At 47.7% G+C, this 15,262-nt stretch carries 18 protein-coding genes and 1 riboswitch; of the genes, 10 read left to right on the top strand and 8 right to left on the bottom strand.

The window, feature by feature from the left end; all coding sequences use genetic code 11:
• Positions 1-31 precede the first annotated feature (31 nt).
• Entirely contained in the window at positions 32-1,093 is a 1,062-nt protein-coding gene (gene rlmN / locus KNO91_RS09240; protein WP_214794881.1) for a dual-specificity RNA methyltransferase RlmN, read from the top strand.
• Positions 1,094-1,128: 35 nt separating this feature from the next.
• Here the strand turns inward: rlmN and KNO91_RS09235 are convergent, their stop codons facing one another.
• A complete protein-coding gene (locus tag KNO91_RS09235) occupies positions 1,129-1,737 on the bottom strand; it encodes a class I SAM-dependent methyltransferase (RefSeq protein ID WP_353047458.1) in 609 nt (202 codons plus the stop codon).
• A 137-nt stretch (positions 1,738-1,874) separates the two neighbouring features.
• Here KNO91_RS09235 and KNO91_RS09230 point away from each other — a divergent pair, with 137 nt between their 5' ends.
• The 7 genes from KNO91_RS09230 (at position 1,875) to KNO91_RS09200 (ending at position 7,796) form a co-directional block, all read left to right on the top strand.
• The gene (locus tag KNO91_RS09230; RefSeq protein ID WP_214817693.1) at positions 1,875-2,756 is read left to right on the top strand and encodes an SMP-30/gluconolactonase/LRE family protein; all 882 of its coding nucleotides are present in this window, start codon (positions 1,875-1,877) and stop codon (positions 2,754-2,756) included.
• A gap of 12 nt (positions 2,757-2,768) precedes the next feature.
• Positions 2,769-3,035: a hypothetical protein gene (locus tag KNO91_RS09225; protein WP_214787868.1), complete on the top strand. Its 267-nt coding sequence runs from the start codon at positions 2,769-2,771 to the stop codon at positions 3,033-3,035.
• A gap of 108 nt (positions 3,036-3,143) precedes the next feature.
• Positions 3,144-4,343, top strand: coding sequence for a GTP-binding protein (locus tag KNO91_RS09220; protein ID WP_214817690.1), 1,200 nt, complete (start codon positions 3,144-3,146; stop codon positions 4,341-4,343).
• A gap of 59 nt (positions 4,344-4,402) precedes the next feature.
• Positions 4,403-4,503, top strand: a riboswitch (TPP riboswitch).
• Between the two features lie 82 nt (positions 4,504-4,585).
• Positions 4,586-5,176 (top strand): Ykof family thiamine-binding protein, encoded by a 591-nt coding sequence (locus tag KNO91_RS09215; RefSeq protein WP_214817687.1) that lies wholly within the window; start codon positions 4,586-4,588, stop codon positions 5,174-5,176.
• The gene (locus KNO91_RS09210) at positions 5,169-5,744 is read left to right on the top strand and encodes an ECF transporter S component (protein ID WP_074034359.1); all 576 of its coding nucleotides are present in this window, start codon (positions 5,169-5,171) and stop codon (positions 5,742-5,744) included. Before KNO91_RS09215 ends, KNO91_RS09210 begins: the two co-directional genes overlap by 8 nt.
• Positions 5,737-7,080 carry an ABC transporter ATP-binding protein gene (locus KNO91_RS09205; RefSeq protein ID WP_214817684.1) on the top strand — a complete coding sequence of 448 codons (1,344 nt, stop codon included), beginning with the start codon at positions 5,737-5,739 and terminating at the stop codon, positions 7,078-7,080. The genes KNO91_RS09210 and KNO91_RS09205 overlap by 8 nt, the downstream gene beginning before the upstream one ends.
• Positions 7,062-7,796 carry an energy-coupling factor transporter transmembrane component T family protein gene (locus KNO91_RS09200; protein WP_214817681.1) on the top strand — a complete coding sequence of 245 codons (735 nt, stop codon included), beginning with the start codon at positions 7,062-7,064 and terminating at the stop codon, positions 7,794-7,796. Before KNO91_RS09205 ends, KNO91_RS09200 begins: the two co-directional genes overlap by 19 nt.
• A gap of 193 nt (positions 7,797-7,989) precedes the next feature.
• On the opposite strand, the gene KNO91_RS09195 is transcribed toward KNO91_RS09200, so the two are convergent.
• Together KNO91_RS09195 and KNO91_RS09190 are read right to left on the bottom strand one after the other, a co-directional pair.
• Positions 7,990-8,577 (bottom strand): DUF1643 domain-containing protein, encoded by a 588-nt coding sequence (locus KNO91_RS09195; protein WP_214787884.1) that lies wholly within the window; start codon positions 8,575-8,577, stop codon positions 7,990-7,992.
• A 28-nt stretch (positions 8,578-8,605) separates the two neighbouring features.
• On the bottom strand, positions 8,606-9,289 hold the full coding sequence (locus KNO91_RS09190; protein WP_251126120.1) for a lytic transglycosylase domain-containing protein: 684 nt from the start codon (positions 9,287-9,289) through the stop codon (positions 8,606-8,608).
• Positions 9,290-9,375: 86 nt separating this feature from the next.
• On the opposite strand from KNO91_RS09190, the gene KNO91_RS09185 reads away from it, so the two are divergent.
• Positions 9,376-10,071 (top strand): CPBP family intramembrane glutamic endopeptidase, encoded by a 696-nt coding sequence (locus KNO91_RS09185; protein ID WP_214817678.1) that lies wholly within the window; start codon positions 9,376-9,378, stop codon positions 10,069-10,071.
• On the opposite strand, the gene KNO91_RS09180 is transcribed toward KNO91_RS09185, so the two are convergent.
• Positions 10,004-10,927, bottom strand: a complete 924-nt coding sequence (locus KNO91_RS09180) for an alpha/beta hydrolase (protein WP_214817675.1) — start codon at positions 10,925-10,927, stop codon at positions 10,004-10,006. The genes KNO91_RS09185 and KNO91_RS09180 overlap by 68 nt on opposite strands.
• Before the next feature lie 178 nt (positions 10,928-11,105).
• Here KNO91_RS09180 and KNO91_RS09175 point away from each other — a divergent pair, with 178 nt between their 5' ends.
• Complete coding sequence (locus tag KNO91_RS09175) at positions 11,106-11,516, top strand: hypothetical protein (protein WP_214817672.1); 411 nt, start codon at positions 11,106-11,108, stop codon at positions 11,514-11,516.
• On the opposite strand, the gene KNO91_RS09170 is transcribed toward KNO91_RS09175, so the two are convergent.
• The 4 genes from KNO91_RS09170 to KNO91_RS09155 form a co-directional block, all read right to left on the bottom strand.
• Positions 11,506-12,144: an ABC transporter ATP-binding protein gene (locus tag KNO91_RS09170; RefSeq protein ID WP_214817669.1), complete on the bottom strand. Its 639-nt coding sequence runs from the start codon at positions 12,142-12,144 to the stop codon at positions 11,506-11,508. The genes KNO91_RS09175 and KNO91_RS09170 overlap by 11 nt on opposite strands.
• Entirely contained in the window at positions 12,141-13,154 is a 1,014-nt protein-coding gene (locus tag KNO91_RS09165; protein WP_214794901.1) for an FtsX-like permease family protein, read from the bottom strand. Before KNO91_RS09165 ends, KNO91_RS09170 begins: the two co-directional genes overlap by 4 nt.
• A gap of 68 nt (positions 13,155-13,222) precedes the next feature.
• A complete protein-coding gene (locus tag KNO91_RS09160; RefSeq protein WP_214817666.1) occupies positions 13,223-14,569 on the bottom strand; it encodes a sensor histidine kinase in 1,347 nt (448 codons plus the stop codon).
• Positions 14,566-15,231: a response regulator transcription factor gene (locus KNO91_RS09155; protein WP_214794905.1), complete on the bottom strand. Its 666-nt coding sequence runs from the start codon at positions 15,229-15,231 to the stop codon at positions 14,566-14,568. The genes KNO91_RS09160 and KNO91_RS09155 overlap by 4 nt, the downstream gene beginning before the upstream one ends.
• Between the last annotated feature and the right edge of the window lie 31 nt (positions 15,232-15,262).

Genomic DNA, 15,262 nt, shown 5'->3' with positions numbered 1-15,262 from the left:
CGTATGCGGATTAGAGAAAGGACAGGTTAGAATGAAATCATCTATATACGGGTTGACGTTCAATCAACTCACAAACGAGTGCATGGAAGCAGGATATGGTGCCTTCCACGCACGACAAGTCTGGGACTCGCTCTACATCGATCGAGTCAAATCGATGGACGCGCTAAACGTCCGTGACGAGGTACGCGATTACTTAACAGAGAAATATGTCATCTCGACACAAGAACTGTTCGTCAAACAAGAAGCGGGCGATGGAACGGTCAAATTCTTACTTAAACTTCATGACGGGCACTACATCGAGACGGTGCTTATGCGTCATAAATATGGGCGTTCGGTCTGTGTAACGACACAGGTCGGTTGTAACATCGGCTGTAGCTTCTGTGCGAGCGGCTTGTTGAAGAAGACGCGTGACTTGACGGCTGGTGAGGTCGTCGAACAAATCATGACCGTCCAACATTTCCTCGATGAAGAAGGAGAAGGGGATCGCGTCAGTCATATCGTCGTCATGGGAATCGGTGAACCGTTCGATAACTTTGACAACTTGGTCGACTTCTTGCGCGTCGTCAAAGATGAGCGTGGTCTTGCGATCGCCCCGCGTAAAATCAACGTGTCGACGAGTGGTCTCGCGGACAAGATTTACAAGTTCGCAGACCTCGACTTGCGGATCAACTTGGCACTTTCACTTCATGCACCGAACGATGAGCTTCGGACTCGCATCATGAAAATCAACCGTGCGTTCCCGCTTGATAAACTCATGCCATCGATTCGTTATTACGTCGAGAAGACGAATAAACGCATCACGTTCGAGTACATCTTGCTATCGAAAGTGAACGATCTACCGGAACATGCGGAAGAATTGGCGGATCTGATTGAAGACATCAAAGACAAGTCTTACATCAACTTGATTCCGTATAACCCGGTCAACGAGCATATTCAATATGAACGAAGCACACCGGAAGATATCATGGCATTCTATGATATCTTGAAGAAACGTGGCGTCAACACGGGTGTCCGTCTCGAGCACGGGACAGACATCGATGCAGCTTGCGGTCAGCTCCGCAGTAAGCATATGAACGTCGAGGGTGCGAAGTGACGAGAGGCCTCTCCGATAGCGGAGAGGCCTTTTGTTTACCTTTTTTGACCGACATACTCGATGACGGAAGAGTCACCGTGATGGAGTGACCCTTCTTCGCGCCATACAACCACCTCATGTAAGATGAGCGGTACGAAATCGTCCTCTAGTTTGTGGAACATTTCTTCAGAATAGAGAAGTGAGACGTCTTGTGGTCCGCCTGTGCCGTAAGCGAGTTGATTTGTAGAGTACACTTCGGTCAGGAATACACCACCAGGTCGAAGCGTTCTTTGAATTCCGGCGAACACCTTTTCTCTGACATGTTGAGGAAAGTGACCGAAGATACAGATGACCACATCATACGCATCTTGCGACCAATCCGCTTCATTCAAGTCAATCTGTTTCGTCTGAAGGGAGACGTTTCGCGAAATCGCCAAGCGCTCCGCTTTTTCGAGCCCTACTTTCGAAGCGTCCCACATCTCGACTTCGAAGCCAAGCGAAGCGAGCCATACCGCATTTCGACCTTCACCCTCCGCAATCGCCAGCACACGCTTTCCTTCAGGTGGATAAGACGTGATCCATTCGCGTAAAAACTTGTTTGGCGCTGTACCGTACACATAATCTTCCGAGCTAAAGCGTTCATCCCATTTCGACAAACCATCCACTCCTCTCACTTTTCCTTAAATATAGCAAAACAATGAGACTCAGATGGAAATCCTTCACGATTTTCTGAATTCATGCTTAGTCCAGTTGGGAGAGGGGAATAGATTTCTGAACTAATGGATAGAGTGGAGGCTAAGTAATGGAGAGAGTAGATGCGTCGTTGTGGATTCGGGTACGAAATACGCTTGGTGAAGGTCCTTGTTGGGATGCTGAGTTGAAGCGTTTTTATTGGGTGGATATCGAAGGTCATACGTTGTGGTGGTATGACGAACAAGAAGATGAAATTTCTTCTTTTGAGGTCGGGAAACAAGTCGGTTTCGTCATTCCAAAAGTGACGGACGGTGTCGTCCTTGGTCTAAAAGACGGGATTTATGAATGGGATGAAATCAATCGGGAGCTAAATAAAATTGTCGAATTGGATGATCCCGACGGTCGATTACGTTTTAATGATGGGAAAGCCGATCCATATGGTCGTATTTTTGCGGGCACACTCCACCTCGAAGATGAAGAAAATCAAGCGACATTGTATCGGGTCGATCGTGATGGAACGACTACATCATTGATGGATGAGTTGACGCTTTCGAACGGATTGACGTGGTCTCCTGACCATTCCGTTTTTTATCATATCGATACACCGACTGAAAAAATCCGGAAGTATGATTTTGATTTGAAGACAGGAACAATTTCGAACGGAGAGGTCGTCATCGATTTTTCGGAGGAAGAAGGTTTTCCTGACGGGATGACGTCCGATTCTGAAGGTTGTCTATGGATTGCGCATTACGCGGGTGGAAGAGTATCGCGGTGGGACCCGTCAACAGGCAAAAAGTTACTTGAAGTCCATGTTCCCGCACCAAATGTCACTTCATGTGCCTTTATCGGAGATGGACTCAATCGATTAGCTATCACGACGGCTCGTGAAGGAATGGATGAGGAGGCGCTTTCTGAATATCCGGAAGCGGGATCGGTATTTATCATCGACACAGAAGTGAAAGGGATGCCATTGTATCGTTTCGGTCGCTGAGGAGGAAGTACGATGGTGAAACGACTGTTAGTTCGAGCTGGAATTGGGTTGGCAGTTGCTGCAGCGGTCAAGATTGGGATTCAAAAGTTACAAGAAAATCGAACGCGTGAAGAAGATCATTCGTATCTCGATCCGAAGTGGGATGAAGTGCCAAGTATTGATTCGGATAAAGATGAGGATGAGGTCGGATTGACTCAACTCGATTCGATTTATCGGGCTGAATGGCAGGCGAATGCTTATCCACGCTCGGAGGCAGAACGAAAAGCATTGGAAGAATAATTGTATGTTCTTCAAAAACACGTCCATGTGGCGTGTTTTTTATTGACAAAAGTAAGGAACGACTCCATTATACAAAGAGTAATGATTACGATTTAATGGAGGTCCATCATGAAACGAATTCCAATTACAGTACTTTCGGGTTATCTCGGTAGCGGGAAGACGACACTGCTCAACCACATCTTACATAACCGAGAACATAAAAAATATGCGGTCATCGTGAATGATATGAGCGAGTTGAATATCGACGAGAAGCTGATTGATCAGGGCGGGTTCTCGCGGACCGATGAAAAGCTAGTCGAACTCTCGAACGGGTGTATCTGCTGCACGCTGCGGGAAGATTTGTTGACGGCTGTCTATGACTTAACAAAAGACCGTGAGCTCGACGGGATCATCATCGAGTCATCAGGAATCTCTGAACCAATTCCTGTCGCGCAGACATTCACGTATGCCGATGACGCTCTTGGGATTGATTTGACGAGCCGTGTGTACATCGATGCGATGGTCACGGTCGTCGATGCGTACCGTTTCTTCAAAGATTTCAATTCTGGTGAATCGCTCATGGAGCGTCAACAAGCCGTCGACACCGGTGACGTCCGTGAAGTAGTCGATTTGCTCGTCGACCAAGTCGAATTTGCGGATATCATCGTATTGAATAAGGCGGACCGTGTGTCCGAAGGGGAACTACAGGAGATGAAGGGGTTACTCCAAACACTGAACCCGAGTGCGAGATTGTTGACGTCGACATACTCGAACGTCGCGTTAGAAGACCTTCTAGACGTCCAGTTATTCGATTTTGATCAGGCGATGCGCGCTGCAGGGTGGATCCAAGAACTCGAGTCGGAAGAACATACGCCGGAAACGGAAGAGTATGGCATCAGCTCATTTGTCTACCGGCGCCGTCGACCGTTCCACCCTGAACGTTTGATGCACTGGATGGAACATTATCCAGAAGAAATCGTCCGTGCAAAAGGATTTTTATGGATTGCGACAAGAAACGACCTCGCTTGTCTGTTTTCACAGGCAGGGTATGCATCAACGCTCGAACATGCAGGTCGTTGGCTTGCGACGTTACCTGCAAGTGAACGTGAGGAGATGTTTGCAGCTGAACCTGAGCTTCGTGAGGATTACATCGAGCCATACGGGGATCGGCAAAACGAGTTGGTGCTCATCGGTCAACGAATGGAACGGGAAGTGGTCGAGCAATCGCTTGACGCCTGTTTATTGACGGACGAAGAGATGCCGTCATCGTGGAATACGTTCCATGACCCACTTCCGGGTTCAGGTCATCTCGTCACATATTCAGATTGACCGTTTACAAAAGATTAAAACATCGCTATACTGTGACTGCATAAGTAACCGCATATTAATGACTGCACTAGGGGTGCTTCGGCTGAGATGAGAGCATGGCTCCGATCCCTTATAACTCGATCCAGATAATACTGGCGTGAGGAAGTGCGGCACTTTCTCTATGCAAGTTTGTATAGATTTTGTTGCTGCATTCTCATGAATGCGGCTTTTTTTATGCAAACACATTTAGAGGGGGAAACAAAATGAATGAATCATGTGGTACGAGCCCAATCGTCGGGTTTCGATTCACACTGAGCCCGATGACAGACGATTTTGTCGGGACAATCAAAGGTGCTCTAAAACGAACGGATCTGTCAGGTGTGTGGAGACATACGGATGACGTGTCGACGGTCATCCGTGGACGAGTCGAGCATGTGTTTGACGTCGCTCGAACGGTGTTGAGTCTTGCTTCGGAGGAAGGGAAGCACGTCTCGCTGAGCGGAACGTTCTCTGTCGGTTGTCCAGGAGATTCAACGGGAGATGAGGCACTCGAGGCTCCGAGCGAACCATCAAACGGTGCATCAAGAGACCAGTATGTGTCTTCGCAGTTCGCACTCTATCCGATGGGTGCTGACAATTACATGGAACTCATCTATGAAGAAATCGAGCAAGCAAAACAGGCTGGTGTCTATAACGAGTCGATGCATTATGCATCAGGCATCCATGGGAACTTAGATGACGTGTTCTCGTACTATGAGGCGGCTTTTAAGCGGACGCGCGAAAAGAACCGACATGTTGTCATGACGGTGACGTTCAGTGTAAATAGTCCGTCACATGGAGGGCGACATGCTTAAATCGTGGAAATTAAAAGAGGTCGTCCTTGTCTCCGTATTGTCTGTCGTCTTTGCCGTCGTCTACTTATTGTTCGTCCATATTGGGAACTTATGGGCAGGATTGATCGGACCGATCGCCTACGAGTGGATCTTCGGTATCTGGTTCATCGTGTCAATCATCTCGGCGTACATCATCCGGAAGCCTGGTGCCGCCTTCATCTCAGAAGTGATGGCCGCGACGATTGAGATGTTGATTGGGAATGCCATTGGGCCACGCATCATCTTGGTCGGCATCGTTCAAGGTTTAGGGGCAGAAGCCGTCTTTGCGATGACGGGCTACCGACGTTATGAGCTATGGGTACTCATGCTTGCCGGATTTGGGTCGGCTGTCACGAGTTTCGTCTATACATATTTCATGAGTGGGTTCGCGATGTTAGAGCCAGGTTATGTGGCGACGATGTTCGGGCTGAGAGCCGTCAGTGGGATGGTCATCGCTGGGATCGGTGGGAAGTTGCTCAGTGACCTATTGCTGAAGACAGGATCACTTCGCGGTTATGCGATTTCACGAAGTGGGAACGTCCATGGTTGAGACAGAGTCACTTCATTTTAGATTCCCAGAGAGTTCTGAGGCGATTCTTGAAGACGTGACCGTTTCAATCCGTCAAGGTCGTACGATTCTTAGTGGGGCGAGCGGAAGCGGGAAATCGACGCTTCTCGCGCTATTCAACCGTCTCTATCCGGAGAATTGTGACGGAATCCTTGATGGTAGACTCGAACTACTTGGACGATCATACGACGACTATGCACCTGGCGAGATCAATCAGCGGGTCGGGACGGTGTTTCAAGACCCGGATACGCAATTTGTCATGGAGCGGGTGGATGAAGAACTGATCTTCACACTTGAGAACTTGTCGACACCTGTCTCAGACATCGAACAACGCGTGACGGAAATCCTCGAATCGTTACAGTTGAGTGATTATCGAAACCGAAAAATCGATTCGTTGTCAGGCGGACAGAAACAGCGGATTGCTGTTGCGTGCGCTCTAGTCGGAAGACCGGAATGGCTACTGCTCGATGAACCGTTGACTCATCTTGACCCGGTGACCGCGTACGAATTTGTGGAATGGCTCGATCGAGTGACAGGACTGAACGTCATCGTCGTTGAACATCGTCCTCACCTATGGGGTGATTACTTTGACTGGCATATTGAATTAGAGCGAGGGCGTATCGTTCGGAATGAATCCTTTTGCCCGGTCGATGACTTTGCATTTATAAAGTCAAACGCTTCGCTAAAAAATCCTTATCACTACACAATCGAAGAGGTCAGACGTGATTCATTTCAGCTGAAAAGATCGGAGCTTCATGTCCGAGCAGGAGAAGTGATTGCCATACTTGGTCCGAATGGGAGCGGGAAGTCCACGTTTTTAAGAAGCTTAACGGAACATGACCGACGGGTTGGGCTCGTACCGCAATCGCCGGAACATTTATTTTTCATGAATTCTGTCGAAAGTGAATTACAGTTTGGTCATGAAGATTCGATTGAGAGCGTTTTATCTGACATGTCGCTTCTTGATCAGCGACATCTCCATCCGTTATCTCTCAGTCACGGACAAAAACGGAGGCTCGCAGTTGCAATCCAGTCGCTATCGAACAAACAGTTGCTCGCATTCGATGAACCGACAGCGGGTCAAGACGAACCGTCATTGCATGCGCTCGAGCTGTTGATGAAGCGACATGCTGAAATGGGTCGAACGATTCTATTCGTGACCCACGACTTGTCGTTCGCCCGCATCGCCAACACGTTTTATTTGATGAAGGACGGGGAACTTTCAGGACCATTTAAAGATGAACTCTGGAAGGACACGGAGACACTTCGTCATTATCGGTTGCAAGGGAGGAGAGCGCGATGTCACTCCATGACATGAATCCGACGGTGAAATTTCTAACATTGACGTTCGTCATGTTCGGTCTCGCATTGTTTTACAATCCATGGACCCCGCTCGTGATCGTAGTAGGGACGGTACTGATTCAATGGATGGCAACCAATGTCTCATGGAAAAGATGGCTACTTTTCTTGATCCCTTTTCTCATCACGGCGCTCGGAACGTTTTGGACAACGCTCGTTTTCGGAAAAGACCTCGGGGGAGAGACATGGGTGACCATTCTGAGTCAGGAAGTCACAATTGAGGAGAGGGATGTCGCGATTGCCCTCAGCCTTCGCGTATTGGCGTTCACGGTCCTCTCGCTTCTTTTCATGTTGACGACGGATTCAAAGCGGTTCGTCATGAGTCTGATGCAACAGGCGAAGTTGTCACCGACAATCGCATATAGCGCGCTCGTCGGGTTCCGTTTCATTCCTCTTTTAAAACGGGAACTGCAACAACTTCAATATGCACATCGCCTACGGGGTGTCCCACTCGATACGAGATGGGAACGTCTACGGCACGTGCCGAAATTACTGTTGCCACTCCTTGCCGGATCGATTCGAAGAGCGGAGCGTGTCGCCTTCTCGATGGAAGCGAGAGGGTTTACAGGCGGAAAACGGACGATTTATGACAGGGTTGAAGTCAAATCAAGTGATTTTATATGGTCAGGTGTCTTTTTCGCGTTGTTTGGATTTGCCATCTGGGCAGGAATATAAAAAACGAATGGCCGCCACAAGGGGCGGCCATTCGTGCGGCTCGTCCCACGGCGCCCCGACGCCTGCAGGAAAGCAATCCGATGGAGACCCAGCAGCGACTTGAGTCGCGATGCGGCTCCGGGATTGCCTGCGGAAAGCGTGGGCGCCGAAAGGACGAGTACGAACATGTTATTTGTCAACAAGCTGTGACGACTCACTCGGAGTCGTCTTTTTTTGTTTCTTTTACGATTCGAAACTTTGGTTTGATTGATTCATTGTTGAACGCCTCGAGCACTGTGTTCTCGTTGGCCATACGGATCTGTTGTGGTTCACCTTTGGCCGTCGTACCAATGCAGTACATGTTTGACTCGTAATCGGCAAAGAGCGACTTATAGGATGTCGCATGGTGCATCAATCGACCAGGTGAACCCCAACCGACGATGATCATGCCATTGCTTGCTGCTACCTCTTGCAACGTCTCTTCGACATAGTGATAGTTTGTCTCGTCGAGTTGTGATTCCACATACGGAAGATTATCATTGATGGCAAGTGTCGGCACAAGGCTGATGACACGCATCTCCCGAATCGGCTGTGACAAATGATTTTGCATCAACATATAGGCACGTTGCGTTGTCGTACCTGATAAGAAAGCATCGCTCATTCTCGGTGAATAAATGATGACGGCACAAATGACCCCGTCTTCCACATCCGTGAACTCATACGTTCGCATATAGCGTTTTGTTTTATCTTCATTGAAGATTGATTTTACGCGGATGGTTACTTCTTCTACATGCGTATTCATTTCCATTCCTCACTTTTTCATGTAAGCATCAGCCGAGTGTTTTGAACCACTCGATGTATCGAATCGTATAATAGGCGACATGTTGACTGATTGTGTCCCGTTCTTCAGGGATGTACGTCACGTTTGTTTCGTAATTTTCATAGTATGTCATAACATCGTTAACATACTGCTCACTCCGGTTGTACTCGAAGATAGCATTTCGAATAGATGTGGTAGAATCCGTTTTCTTCCCACCGTGTTCACTTAAATAATACGCCGCGGTATGTGCGGAATCAATAAGACTATGTGGGTCTGCTTTCCCGTCTCCATTCCCGTCACGACCGAGACCACCGTACTGGTCGATCAATGCAAGGTCTGTCAAATCGACTTCGTCTTCTGGGACGTCACCTTTTTGGTCATCCGTATCATATTCCCAACCGAGCCAAGTACGAGGCATGAATTGGAATGGTCCGATCGCACCAACGGATGAGCGCATGGAAGAACTGTGAGAGAAAATCGTCTCGACGCGATGTACGGCGGCAAGCAAATGCCAGTCCACATCGTATGCGTCAGCAGCGTCCTGATAGACAGCGATGTGAGCGTTCGGTACGCCATGCTCACCATAATAGGTTCGATACAATCCATTGTTTACTTTATCGTGTTGACCGAGCCAGCCGATTGCCCCGAGCAAAAGCACGAGCACAATGATAAAACCGGTCAATCGCAGCATCATACGTTTCAAGATACCGCCTCCTAGCTTTTAGACAATACCCGAATAGTGTAGCATATAGCTAAGAGTAAGGACAGGAGTGGATATGGATGCTCGAACGATTGATTTTTACGGCAATTATTGGATACATGTTGATTGTCCAAATCTTCAACGCAAAATTGATCCGTCCATTGATTGAGACGAAGGGACGGGCGTGGGTGTACGATCAAACCGTAAAATCAGCATGGGGACTGACCTTGTTGATTGTCGCCCTCATATTTTTATTTCAAGTACCGCCATCCGAAGTCGGTTTGACATTTGCGCCAGAAACGGGCAACGAACAGGCGTGGCAAGTCTTTTTCCTATCATGTATCCTCGTTGCATTTACGCTCGTCTTTTATTTATTGGTCAAGACCTCATCAAAACTTCGTCGAGCATTGCGTCCTTATTATGAGCTCGATTTAGAAAAACTGCTCCTGCCAAGAACGAAGAATGAGGAGCAGGCATGGAGCGCCGTCTCGGTCACGGCCGGCGTGACAGAAGAGTTTATTTTCAGAGGAGTGCTCTTGTACACAATCTCCCTCTATATAGAAGTACCGAATCTGACACTTGCCTTGATCGGAGGTGCCCTGTTCGGTATGGCACATGCCTATCAAGGGATCAAAGGTGTCGTTACGACAGGCATTGTCGGTTTCGGTCTCGGTCTCTTATATCTAGGGATGGGTGTCCTGTGGCCGGTCATGGTCTTGCATGCACTGCTTGACTTGATTGCTGGACCAATCCATGTCGACGTAAAAAACGATTAACCGCGTCTTCATATGCAGGCGCGTCCTTGATCATACAATCCGTATGTTCCGCCCCGTCAATCAATAGCAAGTCATTTTGCCGGTTCAGAGCGTTCATCTCGACTGACATCCACGTTGGGACGAAATCATCTTTTGATCCGTGTACGAATAAGATCGGGGTCGTCGTTTCGGTGACGGCCTTTTTCGGTTGTACTTGCTTCATCGTGAACCCGGCACGTGACCATAAGAAATAATTGATACCGGGAAGGAAAAGTTCTGCCGGTATCCGGTGTAACTCCTTCAACTGGTATCGCATCAGGTGACCCATATCGTCAAACGGACATTCTGCGATGACGAAATCGACATCTGTGAGAGGGGTCGTCTGAAGGACCGTCGCGGCACCCATCGAGACCCCGTGAAGACCAATTTGGTCGACCGATTCATTTATTTTCAACCATTCGATCCAATCAATCATATCGATTTTTTCATGATATCCGTAAGAAGCATAAATCCCTTCGGATTCCCCATGAGACCTCAAATCGACAGCGAGCAAGTTATAACCGAGGCGATGGAACATGGCAAGATGAGGAGCCATGAAACTATGAGAAGCGGTATACCCATGAACGAATACAATCCACTTCGTCGATGCCTCATTTCGATAAATCCGTCCGTAGAGTCGATAATCGTCCCTCGACTGAATCGAGACGTGCTCGAACGGAACATCATGATAGAAGGCGCGATCCTCTTCTGTGTACGGAGCGAGTAACATCTCCGGTGTTTTCCGTTTCCCTCGAGTCATCCGTTTGAAGGCATAGTAGCTGATTGCGTAATAACTTGTGAAAAGTGAAGCTAATCCGATTTGCCATTTCCGTTGCATAATACCGACTCCTTTCACCGTTATTGTACCCGAAATGAAGACAAATCGTCCTATTTTCATACATAAGAAGAACGCATACGCACAATAACTCCTTAGGTTGGATAACATATATTCACTCGTTTTAGATGTGAGCCAACGCTATGATTAGTAAACAATATACAAGGGAGTGGGAATCACGATGGAGCGAACGGATATCTTTCGAATGATTCAAAGCATATTGAGCAATCCAAACGGCACACTTGATCGGGGAGTAACTTTTAAGTGGACAAGCGATGGAAACATACGAGTCGTCGGACTCGTGTTTGATTTGTTGCTAGACCGCTATTTTTTACACAACAAAACGAGTCTATCCACCGAGGTACAGGAAATCGCAATGTCAACCGGATGTAGACCAGAAGAGGTCGTCCGGGCGTTTGCCTGTCTCTCGGGGATTCGACTCGAATCCAATCATATAATGGAGCGGTTCATGGTGATCGAAGAAGCGATGATCTCTCAAAGCGGAGAAATCGGAGTCACAGTACGTTTCGGCGGTTGGCTCACATATCAGCTCCAACAAATCTGTCAGCATGAGAAGATACTTAGTTTCTAATCTCTGTCAGCGTGCCATCAATGACGCGTAAGACACGGTCACACACATCAAGCATGCGCTCGTCGTGCGTGATGACGACAACGCTGCGCCCTTTACGGTGTGCCTGTTGTGACAGTAATTCCATCACTCGACGTCCGTTCTCATAATCCAGGCTCGCCGTTGGCTCATCTGCCAGAATCAGTCGTGGAGAATTGACCAAAGCTCTTGCGACGGCAACTCTTTGTTTTTCTCCTCCTGACAGTGTCATCGGGAGATGATGCAGCCGATGTTCTAATCCGAGCTCTTGTAACAGTTCTTTAGCATCGACGTTTCTGTTTTCTTGAATGAGTTCGAGTTGCTCGAGCACCGTCAAATAGGGAATGAGATGAGCCTGTTGAAATACGAACCCGACCTCATGAAATCTTAGAAGACGCCGTTGTTCCTCATCTAAATCAGACACGTCTCGTTCATTCAGCAAGAATGTTCCATGTTCCGGTTTACGAAGCAGTCCGAGAATGTATAACAATGTGCTTTTCCCACTACCACTTGGGCCGACAATGGCGATACATTCTCCCGGAGACACGTTTAAATTGATATTGTTTAAAACGAGTTGACCATCGAATTGATGGGATACGTGTTGTAGTCTCATGATGCTTTTCCTCCTATGATTTCAATTGCGTCAACTTGGCGAAGTTTCCAAAGGGGGAGCAACGCGCCAAGAATCGATAAGATGATGAACATGAAGCCGAATCGTAAAACGTGACCGATGTCGACGATAAACGGCATGGACGACGGAATCACTATATCAGCGATGTACATAATCCCGATAGACGTAACAACAGCGGATGAAACGATTACGATGACCTGAAAGAGCAAAGCTTGCCCGATGATACGAGGTGACAGACCAATCGCTTTTAAAATACCGAGTTCCGGTAGTTTTTGTAAGGTGAACAAATAGAAAAAAGCAGTCAAAATAAATGTACCGATTACGAGTAGGAATGCTCGCATCATCGTAAAGGTACTCTGTTCGGCACTATAGCCAGGAACGGACTCGATGAGCTCCTGTTGACTCATCATGAGCGTATCGGATGCTGAGTGATTTGTACCAATTTCAGCAGATACATATGGGCGTTGTTCAGAATATCGTAAATAGTCGAACCATGTTTCATTCGTCGTGTAGAGAACAGGTCCATGACTGTATCTTCCGATTGACTCACCGGCGATTGTAAAGTCATATTCCGACACGAAGTCTGTCAAAACATCACCTGCTCGAAGGTTCTCAGAAAGACTAGAATCGTACAGGACTTCTCCTTTTTGTAGATGATCGACTGGGCCGATATCGCTTCCTTTTGGAAGAGCAAACAGTGTCACCTCTTCCTTTTTTCCATTCAGCGTGATTGTGAGGGGACGTACACTCATCGTCGCGATAGAAGAATCGGCAGGGACGTCTAAGAAGGACCGCGTCAACTGTCCATCCGAATCCTTGTCTAATCGATACGTCGAAGCGTTTAATTCGTGCAGGGCAGAGCCATTATCGTATGCGAGTCCGTCGGCAAGTCCAGTGATCAAAGTTGTCAACATAACAATCAAAAGTGTAATCACAAAGAGCATGGAAAACTTTCGTTTTTGTCTCCACATCTCTTTCCATCCTAATTGCATAAAAAAACCTCCTTCAAGTTCTTATGAAGGAAGTGTAATCGTTTAATATGAACAGAATATGAACAGCTTCAAAAATGAAGATGAATCGTCGTCCCTTTTCCTTTTGTGGATTCGAGCGTGATCTGCCCACCGTGTAAGGCGATGATGTCTGAAGTGATGGCAAGACCTAAACCGGTTCCTTGACTCGACCTCGCGACGTCGCCTCTGAAGAATCGGTCGAACAAATGTCGTTTCGTCTCTTCATCCATTCCGATCCCTTCATCGGTAAAGGAAACGGTGATACGTGGGTCGGTGGAGCAGGTGATACGAATCGTTCCGCCCTCGTGAGAGGCGTGAACGGCATTCACCAATAGATTGTTCCATACTTGGGCGAGAAGGACCGGGTCACTTTTTAGTATGGTGTCGGTCGGGATATCGGTCATGACGGCGAGTCCTTTTTGGTCGAGCAGAAAAGCATTCATTTGTATGACCTCTGAGATGGATTGAAGGACGTTCACATCTGAATCAAGGGAAGGCGGCTGTTCGTCTAAACGTGATAAGAGTAAGAGTTGTTTGGTCAATTGAGATAAACGTCTCGTTTCCTGTTCAATGACGCGAGCGTATTCATTCGAGACACCATCGGTACGTTCTGCCAGTTTCTCGGCATAACCGACGAGTGATGTCAAAGGCGATTGAAATTCATGAGAGACGTTCGACACGAACCGACGTTGGCGTGCCTCAGTCTGATTGATGACAGTTGTCATCTCTTGAAACTGTCTCGCTAACGTTCCGATTTCATCTTTTCGCTCGATAGGCAGATGTTTCGGCTCCTGTCGCATCGCCACGTCCGTTGTCGCTGTAGTGAGCGTTTTTAAAGGCCGGACGAGTGAACGTGTCGAAATCGCAATCAAGCCGAACGCAAGGATTGTTACGAGCGCGAAGAACATGCCGACAAAAAGGTGAAGCTCTCGGATCTGGGCACTTAAATCCGGACGAATGAAAACGACGTCCCCGTTTTCGAGGGTCATTCCGTACGTATTTGTCAACTCGTTATCGAAAAGGCCTAATAAGAACAAGTGAAACGGAAAATCACGCATTCCTTGATAAGCGCTACCTTCACGGACGGATGCAATCACTTCTTCAGGAATCGACTCATCTCGAAATTCCCCACCGTAGCGAGAGCGCATATTGGTTGAATCAATCACGACCAATTGGTAGCCTGTTGCAGCTAAAAACGTATAAAAAGCCTCTTCATCCGCATCTGTATGTTCAGCAAAATAAGTCGATGCCTCGTTTGCAACCGATTCGGTCTTCTCACTATATGAGGGTTGCCACCACGTATAATATGCGACATTACTGATGAGGAGAGAGATTGCGCCAGAGACAAGTAAAATGAAAAACATGGTGAGGATGATTCGAGTATAGAGCGTCTTCATTTCACTACCTCGAACGAATAGCCGACGCCACGAACCGTTCGAATAGAGAGTGCAGGATGATCGAATCTGTGTCGAAGTCGTTTGATGTGCACATCGACGGTTCGTTCGTCGCCTTCAAAGTCATAACCCCAGACAAGTTCAATCAATTCCTCACGGCGATATACTCTTCCTGGAAATGAAGCCAACTGAAACAATAACTCGAATTCCTTTTTTGGAAGATAGAACATTTTGCCTTCCAGTTTCACCTCATACTCTTTTAAATCCAACTGAAGCGGGCCTGCCTGAATGCGCGAAGCGGACGAACGTTCATAGCGCCGGGATACGGCTTGCAGTCGAAATAATAACTCCTCCGGGATGAACGGTTTTGTCATGTAGTCATCTGCCCCGTGTTCAAAACCTTGACGCTTATCCTCCCATTCGCCGAGCGCGGTCAGTAAGATGACTGGAATATCGAATGCGCTTTTTAGACGGCGACACAACTCTCGACCATCTATGCCAGGGAGCATGATATCAATGATTGCCGCATCGATTGGCTGGCTCATGTATAGTTCCTCTCCTGTCTTGCCGTCGGTCGCAATCAAGACATCATGCCCGGCTTCTTCAAACGTCTCTTTCACGAGTCGTAAAATGGAAGAGTCGTCTTCCACGATGAGTAAACGCATGTTGATCAATCCTTTCCTTCGGACTCCGTAC

It is taken from the genome of Exiguobacterium sp. s59, from assembly GCF_018617475.1.
Classification (GTDB): Bacteria; Bacillota; Bacilli; order Exiguobacteriales; family Exiguobacteriaceae; genus Exiguobacterium; species Exiguobacterium aestuarii.
This window is presented reverse-complemented; position numbering and strand designations above follow the sequence as displayed.